Genomic DNA, 18,092 nt, shown 5'->3' with positions numbered 1-18,092 from the left:
AAACAAACTTAATCGTTTAGTAATCGTTGCGCTTTTCCCCTAACTCTTTCAAAGCTTTTCTCGCTTTTTCCTGCTCCGGATTTGTATAAAGTGCAGCGGTGGAGGTCGTACTGTGCCCAAGCTGCATCATCAACAGGTGAATATCATTTGTTTGTTCCATCAAATTCGTACCAAAGGTGTGGCGCAGCTTGTGCGGTGACATGGACTTATTGGACATAAATGCTTTCGTATATTTTTTCACCAGCGCTTCAATTGTACGATTCGAAAGCGGCTGCGGCTCATTTTTCACTTTCGTTAAAAAGACATATTCAAAATCTTCACCCTTGGCATTGTACCTTTTTTCGCGAATAGATAAATAGTTTTTCAGATCATCCATTGCTTGAGGAACGACTGCCACAATATCTAACTTGTTCCCTTTGCGCAGGACACTAATTTGGCTTGTTTCAAAGTCCAAGTCACGAAGCCGGAGATTGGACAATTCATTTACCCGAATGCCGCTGCCCAGGAAGAGGGAAATGATAGCGATATCGCGTTCTTTATCCCGTCTAAAGTACATGCTTTTACGAGAATCGGAAGGGAGTTCATTTTCATAATCATTCCTTAAAAATTCAATAAACCGCATGTCATCGTCATGATGAAAAATTTTGGTCGCAATACGCGCGGCACGGGCATTGAGTGTTTCTTTTACTTTTGTCACTTCAATTTTCAGCATGACATTTCGGTAAAAGTAGGGCTCGCCGTCTTCATTTTCCGTTTGTGTGGTTAAATATTTGAAAAGAGAACGGAGAGCGGATATTTTCCGGTTAATCGAAACTTTTTCCGCTTTTTTTGTATCCCGCTTATTTACCTGGATATCGCGCCGCTCTAAAAATCGGGTAAACCCTTGCGCCTCTACCAATCTAAGATTCTCCAACACAGTCATGGGAATGTGTTTCATTTCTTTTGCATCCGTAATTTCTTCAGCCATCAGCCATTCAAAAAACAGCTTATAGTCGTGAACGTAATTTAAAAGGGTAGAAGGAGAGCGGCTTCCCAGTTTGTGATCCACATATTCCACAACATAATAGGGCATGCTTTTAATCAGTTCTTCCAATTTCTTTTCATGCAGTTGGTGCTGCCGTGTATTGGCCATTTATTCAGATCCTTTCAATTATGCGTAAAATTCAATTTTTAAGAAAAGTTAGTGCGAGATTAAATACTCTCCAATCAGCTATTAAATTTCAGCACTTGTTTGGTGAAATTCGTAAAATCACTCAGATGTTTTTCAACGATTTGCTGGAGAATACCCAGGTTTAACGTTTGATAATCATGGACAGCGATATTTCGAAAACCAACCATCGCTTTCAAACGCTTCGCCGTTTCTTGATCAATCACTTTTGAAGTTTCTAAAAGGTCAAATGCATTACGGCTGCTTTGAGGAAGTCCTAACTTTTTTTCTGCCACGATATGCATGGCCAAATCAATTGATGATTCACATGCCCGCTGGATATTTAATACAATAGAGTCCTGCTTCGTAATATTCTCCAAATTAATTGGGTTCTGCTCATACACTTCTTCAATACGGTTTAGACAGCGTTCAATCACGCTAATTTTATTTAAAATAACGTCATTCTTCATAAACTGACCCGCTTTCATCAATTTTGTTTAGGATCGGCAACCTTTCTTCGTTCAGCTTTGAATACATGCTGAACGCCTTCATTTCCATCTGCATTCTTATGTAATCATCTTTACAGTAAAGCGTCTTGCCAGTCGAAAAAATTTGAGCTTGAAAAACAGTCGAGGCTTCAGATATATTCACCAAATCCACTTCTACACCTAAAAGATCTGCCAGCTCTTGAGCGTATATAAATAAGTCATACGCTGCAACAGTGTTATCCTGACTGAAGTAAGCAATATCAAGATCACTTTCTGGGTGAGTGTTTCCTTTTGCATAGGAGCCAAAAACAATGATAACCGAAGGATTCAGCTTAGTAATCAAAAAATCTTTCGCAAAAGAAAACAGATCTTTCTCCATGTTCATCACCTCAATCAATGGATAAGTATAGTATACCCGAAATTGAAAAAAAATGTTTAATTATGCGTAAAACTAAAATTTGACGTGATAATTTAGAAGATGAAAATCAGCATCCATTTCTTGTTGTTCAATTGCTATTTATTGATATATTCGTGACCAAGTGCACCCATTCCAATGACACTTATCGTAATGTCAAATAATCTACTCTTTTGAATTTTTTTAGAAAAACCACCCTGTCATATCATTTGAATGTTACATAAATACATGTTACCTTTATGTTAAGTAACATGAAGGAGAGAAAAAAGTGGAGTATGTGAGCCCAATAAAAAATGTTCATGAAATCAAATTAATAAAAAACATTTTAAAAGAACAATCCAGCCGCGACTTTATTTTATTTGTATTAGGGATTAATACCGGACTGAAAATTAGTACGCTGCTTTCTTTAAAGATTGATCAATTAGTGAATGAATCAGGTGATATCCAGTCTTTTGTTTATATAGAGAACCAAAAGATTTATATAAATGACCAAGTTAAATCCGCTTTATCTTTTCACTTACAGAAAACGAAGCCGCCAATAGACAGCTACCTTTTCAAATCACCTAAAAGTGAGTTGCCTATTTCGCGCCAGCAAGCCTATCGAGTAATACATGAAGCTGCTAGAAAGGCTGGCATTCTGGATCAGATTGGGACACATACGCTGCGAAAAACCTTTGGTTACCATGCTTATAAAAAGGGCGTGGCGATTTCTCTCATTCAAGCGCGTTTTCACCATGCCAGCCCTTCCGATACACTGCGATATATTGGAATGGATGACACCGACCAAAGAATAGATGTAAACCTGTAAGAAGCATAGATATATAACTATTAAAAAAAAGCCTTCAAACAAAAGCGGATACTTTGTCTGAAAACTCTTAAGATTATTTATTCGTCAAATGTTTCTTCTCTGATGCAGGAATGAATAGAGGTCGGTTCTGTAATTTTCTCATCCGTTACATGAAGTTGGCACGTCTTATTTTCTTTAACGTATTTGAAGACACCATTATTAAAATCGGTTCCGGTTTCTTTGTAAAAAATCCCTTCACGAATGACTTCATCCGAATATGTAAAGACGATGCGATGTCCCTCATCCGCTTTTACTAAATAGGCTCTCGTCCCATTATCAAAGAGATTGTCATCGTCTTCAACAGAGCGGTCAATGGATACAATGTGAAAATCAACAAATGAAATTTCACGCAGCAGCGTATTCACGAAAGAGCCCTTTTTAATTTCTTCCCAACGGCTTTGAGGAGACTGTCCAATAACAATTTGTGTAATGTTTAATTCACGGGCAACTTCCGCAATAACTTTTGCTGCCGGTCTTTTTTCATTATCGCGGAGAATAAACTCTTCAGCACCGGATTCTTCCGCAAGAAGTTTCCATTGATCAATGTATGCGGCTCTATCCGCACTTAATTCATTCTCAGGAACTGAATCAACATTAAGGATGTAAAGCGGACAATCCAGCATATTAGCGAGCTTCGATCCGCGTCTGATTAACCGTTCGCCGTTTGGACCATAATATGCGCAGACTAGTATGCTTTCATCCATCCGTGCTCTTAATTTTTTCAAAACAATGTCACCTCTATAATAAGTTTTCCGATCATTTTAAACGCTTTATTTGTATTAAGCAAAAAAAACAAAGAAATTTCGAAATAAATTCTTTTGTATCCCGAATGTTAGAATAAAGGGCAGCACACAAAATTTCAACCCTTAATTTCAATTATTGTCCTTTTTATTTTTATTTTTTATCCAGTATAGGGCCTGCAAATCAGGTTTGCTACTCTAAAAGCAGCACATTATATAAATCAATTAGTCAGGAGGGAATCGTTTGACTTTCATTCATTTTTTCATTCTCATTCCTATTTTAACAGCTTTTTTTATTCCACTCATAGGAAAGTTAGCGCCCAAACTTCATCTTGGCTGGCCAGCACTTTTTGTTCCGGTTATCTTATTCGGGTTTTTCACTGCTCAAATCCCGGCCATTTCTGCTGGCGAAACCATTTCTGGATCTGTTGTGTGGATGCAGGCGTTAGATCTTTATTTTTCTGTTTATTTAGATGGACTCAGCCTTATTTTCACTTTATTAATCACAGGAATCGGAAGCCTGGTTGTTTTGTATTCAATTTTTTACCTGTCAAAAGAAAGAGAATCACTCTCCCACTTTTATGCGTATCTGCTGCTTTTTATGGGCGCGATGCTTGGAGTGGTGTTATCAGATAATTTAATGGTGCTGTACCTTTTCTGGGAATTAACGAGCGTCTCTTCCTTTTTATTAATTGCCTTTTGGTTTAGACGAAAAAAATCTCGATACGGTGCCCAAAAATCCTTTCTTATTACAGTCGGCGGCGGTATTTCGATGCTTGTCGGGTTCATCATGCTTCACGTGATGAGCGGGACAAACAGTATCCAGGAAATCATTGCAATGAGAGATTCTCTTCAGGAGCATGAGTTATTTGTTCCAGCGCTTATCTTGATTTTGCTTGGTGCCTTTACGAAATCAGCGCAATTTCCATTTCATATATGGCTTCCTGATGCAATGGAAGCGCCAACGCCGGTCAGTGCCTACCTTCATTCGGCCACAATGGTCAAAGCGGGATTATTTTTAGTGGCCCGCTTTACACCTGTTTTCGGAGGAGAAGAGACATGGTTCTGGCTTGTGAGCGGTGTAGGAATTTTTACAATGTTTTGGGGTTCCTTCTCAGCCGTGAAACAAAAAGACCTGAAAGCGCTGCTCGCGTATTCAACGATCAGCCAGCTCGGGTTAATTATGTCACTGTTCGGTCTCGGTTCTGCTGCCCTTCAAGGTGGTGCTTCTACCGAATCTGTTATTTACACAAAAGCGATTTTTGTGGCACTTTTTCATCTTGTGAACCATTCTACTTTTAAAGGTGCTTTGTTTATGGTGGTAGGCATTGTTGACCATGAAGTGGGAACGCGGGACATCCGGAAACTCGGTGGTTTGATTTCATTGATGCCGGTCACGTTTACACTGGCTGTGATCAGCAGCTTCTCAATGGCGGGTCTCCCTCCATTCAACGGATTCTTGAGCAAGGAAATGTTTTTTACAGCTGCGCTGAATTCAAATAATTTGACCATCTTCTCAATGGACACGTGGGGTTTATTATTTCCAATTATTGCATGGACGGGCAGTATTTTCACCTTTGCGTATTCCATGATCATTGTCTTTCGGACATTCCTTGGTCCGTATCGCCGTGAAAGGCTGGAGAAAACGCCGCATGAAGCACCGATCGGAATGCTGGTTTCACCGATTATATTATGTGTGCTCATTATTCTGTTGTTCTTCATGCCTAATCAATTAAGTCACTACCTGCTTTCACCGGCCATGAACAGCATCTTGCCGACTTATCAAAATATGGAAGGCCTTATTCCTAAAATCTCTGCCTGGCATGGATTTAATTTGGAACTATTAATGACTGCCGGCGTTGTTGTGTTTGGCGCTTTCCTTATGAAGACATTCCGTTTTTGGAATTTTGTTTACGACTTGTTTCCTGAGCATCGAAGTATCGACCGCGGATATCAGTGGGTACTGGCCAAAAGCGAAAGTGGATCAAAACAAGTAACAGACCGCTATATGACAGGATTTTTGCGTCACTACCTTTATTACATTTATGGATTTCTTCTGCTTTTAGTGGGCGGCACACTCTGGCTGTCGGGAAGTATCGTGATTGATACTTCAGATGATGCTCCAGTAAGTTTATATGAAGGAATAATGGTCCTTATTATGGCAGCCGCAGCAATCGGTGTCCTTTTTACGAAATCGCGAATGACCGCCACGCTGTTAAATGGCGTGCTCGGCTATTCAATTGCTATTTTCTTTGTCTTATTTAGAGCACCGGATCTGGCTCTTACACAGCTTGTGGTAGAAACTGTGACCACTGTGCTGTTTCTTCTTTGCTTCTATCATCTGCCTGAATGGTCGAAGGAAGAGCGTTCAGTAAAGGTGCGCCTACCAAAAATAATTATTTCCATCGGGATGGGGGTACTGACTGTTTTACTTGCACTTTCTGTACAGGGGAACAAGATGTTCAAATCGATCTCAAGTTATTTTGAAAATTCCTATGAGCTTGCAGGCGGCCGGAACATCGTTAATTCAATTTTAGGGGATTTCAGAGCCTTTGATACGATGCTTGAAGTCGTTGTTCTATTTATCGCGGGCATCGGTGTCTACACGCTCATTAAATTAAAAGCACCGAAAGGGGAGGATGATATTGAGAGAGAATGATGTCATTTTGCAGACGGTGTCAAAAATCGCTGTGTTTATTATTTTAACGTTCGGCGTGTATTTATTTCTGGCAGGTCATCATCATCCAGGAGGCGGATTTATCGGAGGACTGACGCTCTCATCAGCTTTTGTCCTTTTGTATTTGGCATTTGATGTAGAGACTATTAATGCCGGTATTCCGCTGGATTATAAAAAAGTGGCGGCATCAGGTGTTCTGATCGCTGTCTTCACCGGAATGGGCTCTCTTTTATTCGGCAGCTCATTTCTCAGCCAAACATTCGCTTACTTCGACCTTCCTATTTTCGGAAAAACAGAGCTCGCTACTGTAGTCCTGTTCGAGTTAGGTGTGGCGCTTGGTGTCATTGGCGTTGTTGTCACCATTATGATTAGTATTAGTGAGGATGTGTAATATGGAAACGATCATTACTCTTTTAGTTGGGATACTCGTATCTATAGCCACCTATCTTCTGCTCTCAAAAAATTTAATCCGGGTTGTGTTGGGCACAGCCATTTTGTCACATGCCGTTCATTTGCTTCTGATGACAATGGGTGGGTTGAAGATGGGAAGTGTCCCCATTTTAGGCGATCAGGTTGAAACGTATACCGATGCGCTGCCTCAAGCACTGATTTTGACAGCCATTGTCATCAGTTTTGCCGTAACCGCCTTTTTCCTTGTTCTTGTGTATCGGACATATCAAAGTACTGGAACCGATAATTTGTATGAGCTGAAAGGGTCAAAAGATGAATAATATTTTAGTTTTTCCAATGGTCCTGCCGATCATAGCGGGTGTTCTTCTTCTCTTCTTCCGCTCAAATCCAAACATTCAGCGGTGGGGCAGCATCTTAACGATGATCGTCGTCTTTTTAATCAGCCTTTGGATTTTGCAGCAGGTAATGATTCAAGGCATCCTACGTCTTGATTTTGGGGAATGGCTGCCTCCATTCGGGATTACCTTTGTTGCAGATGCATTTGCGATGCTTCTTGTAACAGCATCTTCTCTTGTATCTATTCTTTGTTTAGTATATGCAGCTTTTGCCAAAGATGAAAAAAGAGAGCATTTCTTTTTATATCCTTTCTTATTGCTGCTGGTTGCCGGTGTAAATGGCTCATTTTTAACAGGAGATTTATTTAATTTATTTGTTTGTTTTGAAGTCATGCTTCTTGCTTCCTATGTGTTAATGACACTTGGTGGCGAGAAAAAACAGCTGACCGAAGGAATCAAATACATTTTAATCAATATTTTATCATCCTGGTTTTTCTTACTTGGTATGGCCTATTTATATGGGACGCTCGGAACATTAAACATGGCGCATTTGTCTGTGCGGATTGCAGAAGCCGGACAACCACCTCTGCTTACGACTATCAGTATTTTGTTTTTAGTCGTCTTTTCTTTAAAAGCGGGCTTGGTTCTTTACTTCTGGCTCCCGGGATCTTACGGAGCACTTCCGACAGCTGTTTCTGCCCTATTTGCTGCACTGCTCACAAAAGTAGGTGTCTACGCGTTATTCCGCTTCTTTACGTTATTGTTTTATCATGAGCCCTCCATTACGCATAAAATGATCGGATGGATGGCTATTGCTACAATGGCGGGAGGAAGCCTGGGGGCTATTGCCTACAAAGACGTAAGAAAAATCGCCGCTTATAACGTGATCATTGCAATTGGTTTTATTCTCGTTGGCCTGGCATCGAATAACACAGAAGCCATCCAGGGATCCATTTATTACTTAATCCATGACATTCTTTTAAAAGGAATGCTGTTTCTTCTCATTGGTACAGTGATTTATGTAACCGGCAAGACAAGATTTGATCAGGCAAGCGGTTTAATGACAAACTACCCTCTGTTCGGCTGGATGTTTTTAATTGTGATTCTTTCATTAGGTGGAATTCCACCGTTCAGCGGATTCGCCGGTAAGCTTTTAATTGGCCAGGGGGCTATTGGTGCCGGTGAATATGTAATGGCCGCCACTGCTTTTTTATCCAGTTTATTTGTTTTATATTCGCTTCTGCGCATCTTTTTAAATATGTTTTGGGGGGAGACATCTATTCACCTGAAGGATCAGGTTCATTTAGCAAAAGGCATGCTGACCCCTCTCCTGATTCTGGCGGTATTAACAACCGGGCTCGGACTAGGAATGGGCGTCATTTCTCCATATGTTTCAGAGGCAGCCAATGTGCTGATGAATCCCGAACTTTACATTGAAAGTGCCTTAAATAATAAATAATCCAATTGCTTGTCAAGGAGGTGGAGTGCATTGCCTATACAGCTTCTGTTAAACTTATTAATTGCTGTTTTATGGGTGTTCTTGAAGGATGCAGATACGTTTGAGATTCCTGATTTTGTTGCTGGGTTTTTAATCGGAGTTGTTATTATCTTCCTTATGCATCGATTTTTTGGAACGCCTTTTTATTTAATACGTGCGTATTCCATGCTGAAGCTGCTTTGGATCTTTAACTATGAACTTTGGACATCGAGTATCTTAATCATGAAACAAATCTTACTTCCAAGTGCTACATTTGAACCTGGGACTTTCTCTTATGAAACAAAACTCAAAAGCGATTGGGAAGTGACCGCACTTGCGCTCTTGCTTATGTTAACACCCGGTTCAACTGTATTGCGCATTTCACCTGAGGGAAACGTGTTTTATATCCATGCAATGGACGTGAAAGATTCAAAGCCAATGCTCTTAAAGTCCATTCGGATGTATGAAAAAATAATTCTGGAGGTGACTCGTCCATGACAAACTTAATCTTTGTGGCAGCGATTGTTTTGTTCAGCATCTCTATTGCCCTCTTGCTGATCCGAGTTTTAAAAGGGCCGACATTGCCTGATCGTGTAGTAGCTTTCGATGTGATCGGGGTTAACCTTATTTCAATCGTGGCAATATTAAGTGTTGTACTGCGGACAAAAGCATACTTAGAGGTCATTTTGATTATCGCTATTCTTGCTTTTATCAGTACGATTGCTTTCTCAAAATACATTGAGAGGGGACGTATCATTGACAGAAAACCAAATCGTTGAATTGATCGCAGCATTGATGGTCTTGCTCGGCAGTATTATGGCGCTCATAAGTGCTTATGGTATTTTAAGTCTGCCGGATGTTTATACGCGCTCACACGCCGGAACAAAAAGTTCGACACTTGCCGTACTATTGGCGTTGACCGGCGTATTTATTTTTTTCTGGTCTGCTGAACATTATGTGAGTATCCGCCTTATACTCGGTATTGTCTTTCTATATTTAACGGCACCTGTTGCAGGACACCTCATTTGCCGGGCTGCCTATAATTCAGAAGTAGAACTGGCAGGTGAGACAACAGATAACAGCTTGCAATACAACATTTATGAAAAGGAGAAAGACACCACTCACTAAAAAATCTCCATTATAATTTAGGACTGCTTGAATATCATTCAAGCAGTCCTTTTGCTTTATTATTCTATTAGATCACCGACTTCGAGTGACAATGCAACAAAAACGATTAAATGCTTATAAAGGATTGCAGGGTGAAACGTCCCTTCGAAAAATAAAAATCAAAGTTATTTGTGTAATGGATCTTAGCTAACTGTTCGCAGTTTAAAAGAGGTTGCAACTTGTTTTGGATCCTAGGATATAGTCTACTGTTTTCAGTTAACAAAATGTGGTCACCTTTTTCGATACCCGAAATAATATAAGTAACAGCATTCTCTATATACTTTTCCGCGTCTTGAAAAGGATAAAAAACATGTCCATGTAATGATTGTATTTAAAGGATTTAAAAAATGAAATCAATCCATCCGGTTTCCATAACGCATAAGAAACCTTTTGAGCATTTTTAATATCTTAAAGGTGCTTTTCTAACCTTCCAATCAGATTTTTCTAACGAAGGAAGAGTCTGATTGGAAGGCAAAGACTTGTTGATAAAATAGCCTTGTGCATGATTACATTCAAACTCGTGGAGTTTTTCCATTATCTCATGCGTCTCTACTCCTTCTGCTGTCACCTTTAATGATAAGTTATGAGCCAAGTTAATAATCGATTTCACAATAATTATATCGTTCCCATCGTTTAACATATCCATAACAAATGATTTATTCAATTTAATTTCATTGACGGGTAAATGCTTTAAATAAGCCAAAGAAGAATAGCCAGTACCAAAATCATCAATAGAGAGCTTCACACCCATATTATGTAATTGTGTAAGTATCTCGATGGCTCTTCCAGGATTAGTCATGATAAAGCTTTCTTTAATTTCCAGAGTAAGCAATGCAGGGGATACCCGGTATTGATCTAAAATTTCTTTTATCTTTCCGGGAAGCCCTTCGTCTTGAAGGTTACGAGTAGAGAGATTTACAGAAACAGTAAGGTTGAGTCCAGCGTCCAGCCATTCTCGAATTTGAGAGGCTGCACGGTCGAGCACCCAAAGAGTCAAAGAGTTAACGAATTCCATTTGTTCTGCCAACGGGATAAATTCATCTGGGAAAATCAACCCCAAACTTGGATGCTGCCACCGTACAAGAGCTTCCATCCCTACAATAGTATTTGTTTTCATATCCACTGTAGCTTGATAGTAAAGCAGCAGTTCTTCATTTTTTATGGCGGAGCGCAATTCTCCCATTATCATCATTTGTTTGAGACTATATAAATCAAACTTAAATTTTTAGCGTGTTTACGTCTTCCCATTCTTTGACCATACTGCTCTTAATAAAACGGGCAAAGGAGCGGGAAACATGAGAAAAGGAGTAACGATTCAAAACAGCCATGGCTGGACACTGGAACAGGTAAAGGCTTATGAGAAAACGGTGAAAAAGGCTTCTATGGCCAAGCGGTTGGCAGTGATCCGGCTCATGATGGAGGGCTATTACGCAATGGAAGCCGCCCAGCTGCTGAATGTTCACCGGGATACCGTTTCCGCCTGCGTCAAGAAATTCAATCAAGGCGGGATGAAGGCGCTGCTTCACCGTGGATCTTCGCCGGGCAAGCCGCCTCTATTGTCACCAGGCCAGGAAGCCGAAGTAAAACGGATGATTGAGCACAGCACCCCGGCTGAAGAAGGGTATGGCTGTGAAACCTGCTGGGATACCCGGATCTTGAAAGAGGTCCTGGAAGGAACATTCTCGATTAAGATGACCCGGATGGGCATTGGCAAGATGCTGAAACGCTGGGGCTTCAGCTATACACGCCCGACGTATACATGGAAACGGGCAGACCCCAGGAAACAGGAAGCCTTTCAAAAAGAGCTCCACATGGAGTCTTAAAGGCAGACAAAAACAGATCCCCACTTACGGCCACCACGCGTCTGTCAGCTTGTTTGGCTGTGTGAACGTCCAAAATGGCGAGTTCTTCTGCATGGAGAAAGAGCCGTGCAATGCGCAGACGTTTCTGGCGTTTCTCCGTTATATTCTAGGGATGCATAGAGACCGGCATATCGTCATGATCCCAGGCAATGCCCGGATTCATCATGCCAAGCTGTTGAACCCCTTTTTAGAAGAGAATGAACACCGTCTCACGCTGCTTTTTCTGACGCCGTATTCTCCCCAGCTAAATGCCGTTGAGCGTATTTGGGGCTGGCTGAAAGGAAGCGTCATCGTCAACCGGTTCCATGCCACCCAGAAAGATATCCGTGCATCCGTCCGTTCGTTCATGGAATAGTTGGACACTTGCCCGGAGAACGTCCTCCAGCGAATTGGTTCGTTAACTATGTTGAAAGATTAAGTTGTACTTATATAAATTCGTTTCGCTAATAACTTCATATAAAAATTTTGCTTTTTCTAATTCCTTTGCTAAAGAAGAAAGCTTCTTATGGGCCTGTTCTAATTCTTCTTTCTTTTATTATTTAATCCGAAGAGCCTAGGGAGGATTTCCCGTTACGAATTTGTCATATTTCATTGATCTGTCTTTTATTAAAATTTAAATGGATGGATACTGACTGAGCCAGCTCCTTATACTGCCTCAACGCTATAGGGAAACTTAAGAAAGAAGGAAAAGAGATTCAACCGCAATTTTCAAATTACTTTAAATACCTTTATTTTGAATTATAAAAAGAAAGAAAGGGAAGAATGATTTTCTCTGAAAAACTCATAAATGGGTTATTTTGGTATTTATATAGATTTTCTCTCTAACTTATATAAATATTCAGTATAATTATAACGTAAAGAAGTATTTACGTTATAATCGAAAGTAGGATCCAAAATTTCACTTTAATTTTTTTGATAGGGGTTTTTATATGTCAGGCTCAAACTTAACAAAATTTTCACTCGAATTAATGGACACACTAAAAAGGACATTGCAGAAAGAACACAACCGAACAGTGTCTGATGCTGACTTACATGATCAAATTGAATCGATGTCAAAAGTAGAAGTGATGGACAAATACCTTGAATCTCTTGAAGGAAAAATGAATGCCGATGAAGTTTGCAAAGTTGTAAAGGAAGTTTATAAAATAGATCTGGATACGAAGCCTGTTTTACCTACAGAAAATGATCTATCTGCGATCCATTCTAGTAGAAGAGCTATCATCAATTCACACCTCAGAGATTATGGAGAAAATGTAACAGCAAAAGAAAGTCGCATGGCAATTAATCAAATTTTCGGGATAAATTTAGATGGGATCTCTGCTTTGGACAAAGCAAGGATCTCATTATATTCAAAAGGACAGTGGCTTGCTCAAAAGGAGAACGATTTATTTGCGGTTTACACAGGAGATGGCGATATAGACGCAGAAGTTGTTCCTACAAAGTATTTCACTGAGAAAACCGAATTAAAAACCTTGCCAAATGAGCTACAGTATTCTCTCTCAGAGATGGGCTACTATTTTGACGAAAAAAGAGGAAACTATTATTATTCGAACCCCACTGGCCAGGCCGTATCTAACCATTTTAAGACGACAACTATGGGCAAAATCGGTGAAGTCATTCAAAAGTCGTTTTCACATTTGTGAAAACGACTAGTTTAAATGATTTTTAAAGCTTCCTTTACGCTGCTAGCTTAATATAAGTCAGCAGCAGTACCTGCATTACTTATCATTTCTCATCTTTTATAGCTATTTAAATAATAAATTTTTCTTTTTTTACTTTGCAAAAGATGAGAGAAATTTAACGCGATCTCCCATCGGTGGAACATTGTTATCAACCAATGAAATTTCCAGCACAGCCGGACCGTTTAAGCCAGTCAAGCTGTTAATGGCCTCTTGATTTAAATCTTCCATACTGTTAATTTTAAAACTTGGTATATTCATAGCTACTGCCATTGCTGAAATACTCACCGGCTCCTGCTCAAAAGCTGGATGAGAGCGTTGATACTGCAGTGTGTGGCCGTGATAGACCATGCCCAGGCGTGCATTGTTCATTACCACAAATAAAACTGGCAACCCATACTCTTTCGCTGTTAAAATTTCCATTCCATGCATAAAAAAGCATCCGTCACCTGTAATACATACAACAGGCCGTTCCGGTTCTGCTAACTTTGAACCGATTGCCGATCCAATTCCACTTCCCATAGCACCAAAATGGACATTAATGTCGTAGGTGTGAGCATCCAGAACCTTCATGTGATGAATAACGTAAGACATAAATTCACCTATATCCACAGAATATCTAGTAGATGTAGGCAAATAATTTTGCAGCTTTAAAAGTACATTTTTTGTATTGTATTCTTCTGTATTCTCCAATTTATGAACCATCGTAGAAGGCGCCTTTGCACTCCCAGACAACCCCAATTCTTTTAATTCTTCTATTAAAAATACTAAACTTAAATTAATATCACCTAAAATAGGAATATCAATCTCATACTTCCGGTTAAACACTGTCTGATCAAAGTCCATTTGTATCGTGAAGCGATCCTTTGTCAGATTTGTATTGTAATTGTTTGTAGCCGTTTCTCCCAAACTTGAGCCAATAATTACTAAGGCTTCCCCATCTCCTTCGTTAATTAACGCAGAGGCGGATTCATGGCCAGCAAAACCAAATACTCCTGCTGAAAGAGGGTGGGTTCCTGGAATAAGCCCTTTTGCTTGAGGGGTTGTCATAATAGACCAATCCAGCAGTTCAGCTAGTTCGATGACTTGATTAACTGAGTTTCTTCCTCCTTGTCCCACAAAGAGATAGCCGCTTTCTTTTTTGATCAGTTCCTTGGCTGCCTTTTTTATTGCCTCTATATTAGGAATGATCGGTTTTCTAATAAATGGAGCTGGTATTTTAATATTTTCTACTTTTCCCTGCTGAATATCAATTGGCATAGAAACATGAACTGGTCCTGGAACACCGGACATTGCTATTTCGGCCGCTTTTACAATTTCGCTAAGTAAGTTCTTGGAATCATTAACTGTTACACTATATTTTGTAACCGATTCAAAAACAGGTTCAGCATTTAATTCTTGAGAAGCATTTAACCCAACTGTATCAATAGGGACGGCACCTGTTAAAAATAAAACAGGTAAGTGTTCCCGCATCGCATTGGCAGCCCCTGTCACCAGGTTTGTTCCACCAGGCCCGCTGCAGCCCACACATACACTTAGTTGATTCGAGTACTTAGCATAGGAAGCCGCCATATAGGAAGCTGCTCCTTCATGCTTTGTTACAATTGGCGTAATACCGGGAATATCATAAAGCTCATCAAAAAGTGCATTAACTGAACCTGCCGGAATACCAAAAATATACTTAACTTCCATCTTTTTAAAATACTCTAATACCGCACGTATTGCTTTCATAACATCCTCCTTAACTAATTTATGGACTTATTTCCATTATAAAGGTATTTATCGTCAAAATCTTCACTTATTATTGGCTTACTGAAAAAATACCCCTGCATCAAGCAACAATTCATCGAATGTAGAAAATCAACTTGTTCCTTCGTTTCTACCCCTTCCGCGATCACATCAAGATTTAAATTTTGAGCCAGGGTAATAATCGTATTTGTAATAGCTGCATTATCACTATCTTCTATGATGTCTTGAATAAATGATTTATCAATCTTCAACGTACTGATAGGCAAGTCCTTTAAATAACCTAAAGAGGAATATCCTGTTCCAAAATCATCAATCGCAATCTTCACTCCGAAATTTTTTAGTAATTCCATTGTAGTCAGAGTGATCTCTGTATTTTTAATTATCTCGTTTTCTGTAAGCTCCAAATGTAAAAATTCAGGTGATAAATCAACCTCTTCTAAAATACTTTTGATGATTGGAAATAAGTTATTCTCTTCAAATTGACGAACAGATAAATTAACAGCAACATTTATAAAATAGCCTTGATTATGCCATTTCTTTGCTTGTTTACAAGCATTTCTTAAAATCCATTCCCCGATTGGTACAATTAATCCTGTTTCTTCCGCAATCGGTATAAATTCAGCGGGTGAAATCATTCCTTCTTTTGGATGATTCCATCTTACTAATGCTTCTACTCCTATAATCTTGTTTGTTTTACTGTTAATTTGAGGCTGATAATGGATCACCAGCTCATCATTGTCTAAAGCCTTATACAATGCATTTTCAAATTTCATGCTTTTAAACGTTCTATTATCCATTCCGCTTTTAAAAAAGTAGAAGCTGTTTCCTGATATTTCTTTCGCTTTGTACATAGCTGTATCTGCATTTTTGATTAATGTCTCAGTAGTTTGTCCGTTTTCAGGAAAAAGACTTATGCCGATACTTGTTTTAATATACACTTCGTTTTCTTTTAAATAAAAAGGTTTGGAAAAAAGGTCACTTATCTGCTCGACAACCTCTAGTACTTCTTTTTCACCTTTAATGTTTGGCAATATAATAGTAAACTCATCCCCTCCCTGTCGTGATACACTTGCTCCTTTTGGAATGCTAGAACTTAATCGTTTTGCGGCATCTTGTAATAACAGATCGCCAAAGCTATGGCCTAAGCTATCATTAATCATTTTGAAGCGGTCTAAATCTAAATACATAATAGCGATTTTCTTGTCTTTATTTGTTTGTGCGTTCAATAATTCTCGGTTTAGCCTGTCATTCAAGGACACTCTGTTTGGTAAATCTGTTAAACTGTCAAAGAAAGCAAGGTATTTAATTTCTTCTTCCATTTCTTTTCTTTCGGTAATGTCTTTGAAAGTCACAACCTCTCCTAGTGTTTCTCCTTCCTCTTTCATAGAAGCGATAACATATTCAACGGGAAAGCTGGATTGGTCTTTTCTATAGAAATACTGTTCTGTCTCAGAATAAGCTGATTTCCTTTTTTTCTTTTTTGGATTGTTTTCCTTGAAAATGACATTATAAGGTTTTCCAATCAGTTCTCCCTTTTTATAACCTAGCATCGTTTCTGCAGCTACGTTGCAAAAGGTGATGTTTGCATCAAGATCTAAACCGAAAATACCTTCACCTGCAGAGTTGAGGATCAATTCTTTTTCACGACTGAGTTGCTTTAATTCTGTTACAACTCTCTCCAATTCTTTATGTTTTATTCGTATTTCAGATGTTCTTTCTTCAATAAGCACTTCTTGTTTTTCCATATATAATAGATTGGAAAGCGTAGAGGTCGTAGCATCCACGACAGACTGTGCCAACTGCATATCTGCATCTGAATAAACGATTCCTCTTTCCTCCAAATTAGCTACGGCAACAACACCAAGAACCTCCCCTAATGAAACCATCGGTAGCATAAAAAGCCCTTTAATACCAAAATTGTGGCAAAGATCATGGTTTGGTCGTTCGTCGGCAAATACATCCGGAATAAGCAAGGCTTTTTTTGTTTTAATAACTTCCTGCATAACGGCATCATTGGTTTGGTCAAACATTGTCTTCGCGTGTATCTGCATCCACTCTTCTTCTGCCCAGTCACTATCCTTGCTTAACCCTGCTGGTTTTATTTTTTTCTCTGCTAAAGGGTCTAACAAATGTACTGCTACATTGTAGTTATTTAAAACTTTCCCTACGTAGAAAAAGCCAGTATCAACCACTTTTCGCATCGTGGAACATAAAGATAATTCGCGGGTAAGATCGAGCAGCAATTGTTTTTCTGCAATGAGATTTTCCTTACGTGTTAAATTAGTTGTATTTCGAATAGCAACAGCCGCCATATTAACATATGCTTCAACGGTTTGAATTTCTTCCTCTGTTAAGTTCATTGGATAACCGTAATCAAATAAAAAAACAAGGCCGAACAATTTATTCTCATATGAAATAGGAAGAACCAGTAATGATTTAATTTTAAATCCTGCCACAGATCGAGGATCCGGACGATTATCCTTCGATGTATCTGGTATATAGATTGTTTTTTGGGTTTCGATCACTTCTTTTGCGAGTAGGTCTCTTTCTGTATCGATTACCTGCATATCCAGCGTCATTCCATTCATGACCTCTGGCTTTCCAACATATCCCCGGAATGACCCATCATCCTGCGGCAAATAGATCCCAACAGAGTCGCACCGAACAATTTCCTCGGATATTGCTGTGACAACATATCCTAATACTTCCCGTAAATCTAATTTCGTATTGATTAATTTTGTGATATTCGCGAGACGTGAATACCTTGTTTGTTCTTTCACCATTTATGTCTCCTTCCAATTTAACTTCTATACTTTCTCCAGCTTACGAAGAGATTCCTCACTTTAATTCGAAAGATTGTTATACCAATAAGTAAGCTTCGTGCCTTTATAAGATCTTCATCCACTAAAAAATTAGAGGCAGCCGATTTTAGTTTTTTGCAAATATAATGTTGAAACCATATTTTCATTAAATTGTATCTATTAATCTTTTATAGCATTAAATTTAATTTTTCTTTATACAAATAGTCCTATGTCTTTTTAAATTCATAGTGTGGAATATTTTGGTTTAACATTATAAGTCTTCCATTATTATTAGTC

At 39.0% G+C, this 18,092-nt stretch carries 18 protein-coding genes; 11 read left to right on the top strand and 7 right to left on the bottom strand.

The genetic code is table 11. From position 1 onward, the window contains the following. Window positions 1–16: 16 nt before the first annotated feature. From xerS to mntA, 3 genes are all read right to left on the bottom strand, one after another. Complete coding sequence (gene xerS, locus NLX67_RS16270) at window positions 17–1,132, bottom strand: tyrosine recombinase XerS (protein WP_254312572.1); 1,116 nt, start codon at window positions 1,130–1,132, stop codon at window positions 17–19. Window positions 1,133–1,206: 74 nt separating this feature from the next. Further along, window positions 1,207–1,617, bottom strand: a complete 411-nt coding sequence (hepT, locus tag NLX67_RS16265) for a type VII toxin-antitoxin system HepT family RNase toxin (protein ID WP_254312571.1) — start codon at window positions 1,615–1,617, stop codon at window positions 1,207–1,209. After that, the gene (gene mntA / locus NLX67_RS16260; RefSeq protein WP_254312570.1) at window positions 1,607–2,014 is read right to left on the bottom strand and encodes a type VII toxin-antitoxin system MntA family adenylyltransferase antitoxin; all 408 of its coding nucleotides are present in this window, start codon (window positions 2,012–2,014) and stop codon (window positions 1,607–1,609) included. The genes hepT and mntA overlap by 11 nt, the downstream gene beginning before the upstream one ends. Before the next feature lie 304 nt (window positions 2,015–2,318). Between mntA and NLX67_RS16255 the strand changes: the two genes are divergently transcribed. Beyond that, complete coding sequence (locus tag NLX67_RS16255) at window positions 2,319–2,858, top strand: tyrosine-type recombinase/integrase (protein ID WP_254312569.1); 540 nt, start codon at window positions 2,319–2,321, stop codon at window positions 2,856–2,858. Between the two features lie 77 nt (window positions 2,859–2,935). On the opposite strand, the gene NLX67_RS16250 is transcribed toward NLX67_RS16255, so the two are convergent. Continuing rightward, a complete protein-coding gene (locus NLX67_RS16250; protein WP_254312568.1) occupies window positions 2,936–3,622 on the bottom strand; it encodes a universal stress protein in 687 nt (228 codons plus the stop codon). A 259-nt stretch (window positions 3,623–3,881) separates the two neighbouring features. Here NLX67_RS16250 and NLX67_RS16245 point away from each other — a divergent pair, with 259 nt between their 5' ends. Genes NLX67_RS16245 through NLX67_RS16215 form a run of 7 tightly spaced genes read left to right on the top strand, consistent with a single transcriptional unit; the run spans window position 3,882 to window position 9,665 of the window. Next, on the top strand, window positions 3,882–6,296 hold the full coding sequence (locus tag NLX67_RS16245; protein ID WP_254312567.1) for a Na+/H+ antiporter subunit A: 2,415 nt from the start codon (window positions 3,882–3,884) through the stop codon (window positions 6,294–6,296). Continuing rightward, window positions 6,283–6,705 carry a Na(+)/H(+) antiporter subunit B gene (locus NLX67_RS16240; protein WP_254312566.1) on the top strand — a complete coding sequence of 141 codons (423 nt, stop codon included), beginning with the start codon at window positions 6,283–6,285 and terminating at the stop codon, window positions 6,703–6,705. The genes NLX67_RS16245 and NLX67_RS16240 overlap by 14 nt, the downstream gene beginning before the upstream one ends. A 1-nt stretch (window position 6,706) precedes the next feature. Continuing rightward, entirely contained in the window at window positions 6,707–7,045 is a 339-nt protein-coding gene (locus NLX67_RS16235) for a Na(+)/H(+) antiporter subunit C (RefSeq protein ID WP_254312565.1), read from the top strand. After that, complete coding sequence (locus tag NLX67_RS16230) at window positions 7,038–8,519, top strand: Na+/H+ antiporter subunit D (protein ID WP_254312564.1); 1,482 nt, start codon at window positions 7,038–7,040, stop codon at window positions 8,517–8,519. The genes NLX67_RS16235 and NLX67_RS16230 overlap by 8 nt, the downstream gene beginning before the upstream one ends. Before the next feature lie 30 nt (window positions 8,520–8,549). After that, the gene (locus NLX67_RS16225) at window positions 8,550–9,035 is read left to right on the top strand and encodes a Na+/H+ antiporter subunit E (protein ID WP_254312563.1); all 486 of its coding nucleotides are present in this window, start codon (window positions 8,550–8,552) and stop codon (window positions 9,033–9,035) included. Then, complete coding sequence (locus NLX67_RS16220; RefSeq protein WP_254312562.1) at window positions 9,032–9,316, top strand: Na(+)/H(+) antiporter subunit F1; 285 nt, start codon at window positions 9,032–9,034, stop codon at window positions 9,314–9,316. Before NLX67_RS16225 ends, NLX67_RS16220 begins: the two co-directional genes overlap by 4 nt. Continuing rightward, a complete protein-coding gene (locus NLX67_RS16215; protein WP_254312561.1) occupies window positions 9,294–9,665 on the top strand; it encodes a Na+/H+ antiporter subunit G in 372 nt (123 codons plus the stop codon). Before NLX67_RS16220 ends, NLX67_RS16215 begins: the two co-directional genes overlap by 23 nt. Window positions 9,666–10,104: 439 nt before the next feature. Here NLX67_RS16215 and NLX67_RS16210 read toward each other — a convergent pair whose 3' ends face one another. Continuing rightward, window positions 10,105–10,887 (bottom strand): putative bifunctional diguanylate cyclase/phosphodiesterase, encoded by a 783-nt coding sequence (locus tag NLX67_RS16210; RefSeq protein ID WP_254312560.1) that lies wholly within the window; start codon window positions 10,885–10,887, stop codon window positions 10,105–10,107. A gap of 112 nt (window positions 10,888–10,999) precedes the next feature. Here NLX67_RS16210 and NLX67_RS16205 point away from each other — a divergent pair, with 112 nt between their 5' ends. The 3 genes from NLX67_RS16205 (at window position 11,000) to NLX67_RS16195 (ending at window position 13,209) form a co-directional block, all read left to right on the top strand. After that, window positions 11,000–11,527, top strand: coding sequence for a helix-turn-helix domain-containing protein (locus NLX67_RS16205; RefSeq protein WP_254312559.1), 528 nt, complete (start codon window positions 11,000–11,002; stop codon window positions 11,525–11,527). Further along, a complete protein-coding gene (locus NLX67_RS16200) occupies window positions 11,445–11,921 on the top strand; it encodes an IS630 family transposase (protein WP_309143143.1) in 477 nt (158 codons plus the stop codon). Before NLX67_RS16205 ends, NLX67_RS16200 begins: the two co-directional genes overlap by 83 nt. 574 nt (window positions 11,922–12,495) lie before the next feature. Further along, window positions 12,496–13,209, top strand: a complete 714-nt coding sequence (locus NLX67_RS16195; RefSeq protein WP_254312558.1) for a hypothetical protein — start codon at window positions 12,496–12,498, stop codon at window positions 13,207–13,209. Window positions 13,210–13,338: 129 nt separating this feature from the next. Here NLX67_RS16195 and NLX67_RS16190 read toward each other — a convergent pair whose 3' ends face one another. After that, on the bottom strand, window positions 13,339–14,976 hold the full coding sequence (locus tag NLX67_RS16190) for a thiamine pyrophosphate-binding protein (protein ID WP_254312557.1): 1,638 nt from the start codon (window positions 14,974–14,976) through the stop codon (window positions 13,339–13,341). A gap of 14 nt (window positions 14,977–14,990) precedes the next feature. After that, window positions 14,991–17,777: a bifunctional diguanylate cyclase/phosphodiesterase gene (locus NLX67_RS16185; RefSeq protein WP_254312556.1), complete on the bottom strand. Its 2,787-nt coding sequence runs from the start codon at window positions 17,775–17,777 to the stop codon at window positions 14,991–14,993. Window positions 17,778–18,092 lie beyond the last annotated feature (315 nt).

The sequence above is a fragment of the Domibacillus sp. A3M-37 genome (assembly GCF_024213455.1).
Classification (GTDB): Bacteria; Bacillota; Bacilli; order Bacillales; family Domibacillaceae; genus Domibacillus; species Domibacillus tundrae.
Note: the sequence above shows the minus strand (reverse complement) of the source record. Positions and strands in the feature narration are given on the sequence as shown.

Excerpts from the sequence above, each read along its gene's own strand:
- NLX67_RS16210 (WP_254312560.1), bottom strand. The coding sequence starts at position 10,887 with ATGGGAGAATTGCGCTCCGCCATAAAAAATGAAGAACTGCTGCTTTAC.
- NLX67_RS16220 (WP_254312562.1), top strand. The coding sequence starts at position 9,032 with ATGACAAACTTAATCTTTGTGGCAGCGATTGTTTTGTTCAGCATCTCT.
- mntA (WP_254312570.1), bottom strand. The coding sequence starts at position 2,014 with ATGGAGAAAGATCTGTTTTCTTTTGCGAAAGATTTTTTGATTACTAAG.
- xerS (WP_254312572.1), bottom strand. The coding sequence starts at position 1,132 with ATGGCCAATACACGGCAGCACCAACTGCATGAAAAGAAATTGGAAGAA.
- NLX67_RS16230 (WP_254312564.1), top strand. The coding sequence starts at position 7,038 with ATGAATAATATTTTAGTTTTTCCAATGGTCCTGCCGATCATAGCGGGT.
- NLX67_RS16185 (WP_254312556.1), bottom strand. The coding sequence starts at position 17,777 with ATGGTGAAAGAACAAACAAGGTATTCACGTCTCGCGAATATCACAAAA.
- NLX67_RS16205 (WP_254312559.1), top strand. The coding sequence starts at position 11,000 with ATGAGAAAAGGAGTAACGATTCAAAACAGCCATGGCTGGACACTGGAA.
- NLX67_RS16190 (WP_254312557.1), bottom strand. The coding sequence starts at position 14,976 with ATGAAAGCAATACGTGCGGTATTAGAGTATTTTAAAAAGATGGAAGTT.
- NLX67_RS16195 (WP_254312558.1), top strand. The coding sequence starts at position 12,496 with ATGTCAGGCTCAAACTTAACAAAATTTTCACTCGAATTAATGGACACA.
- hepT (WP_254312571.1), bottom strand. The coding sequence starts at position 1,617 with ATGAAGAATGACGTTATTTTAAATAAAATTAGCGTGATTGAACGCTGT.
- NLX67_RS16235 (WP_254312565.1), top strand. The coding sequence starts at position 6,707 with ATGGAAACGATCATTACTCTTTTAGTTGGGATACTCGTATCTATAGCC.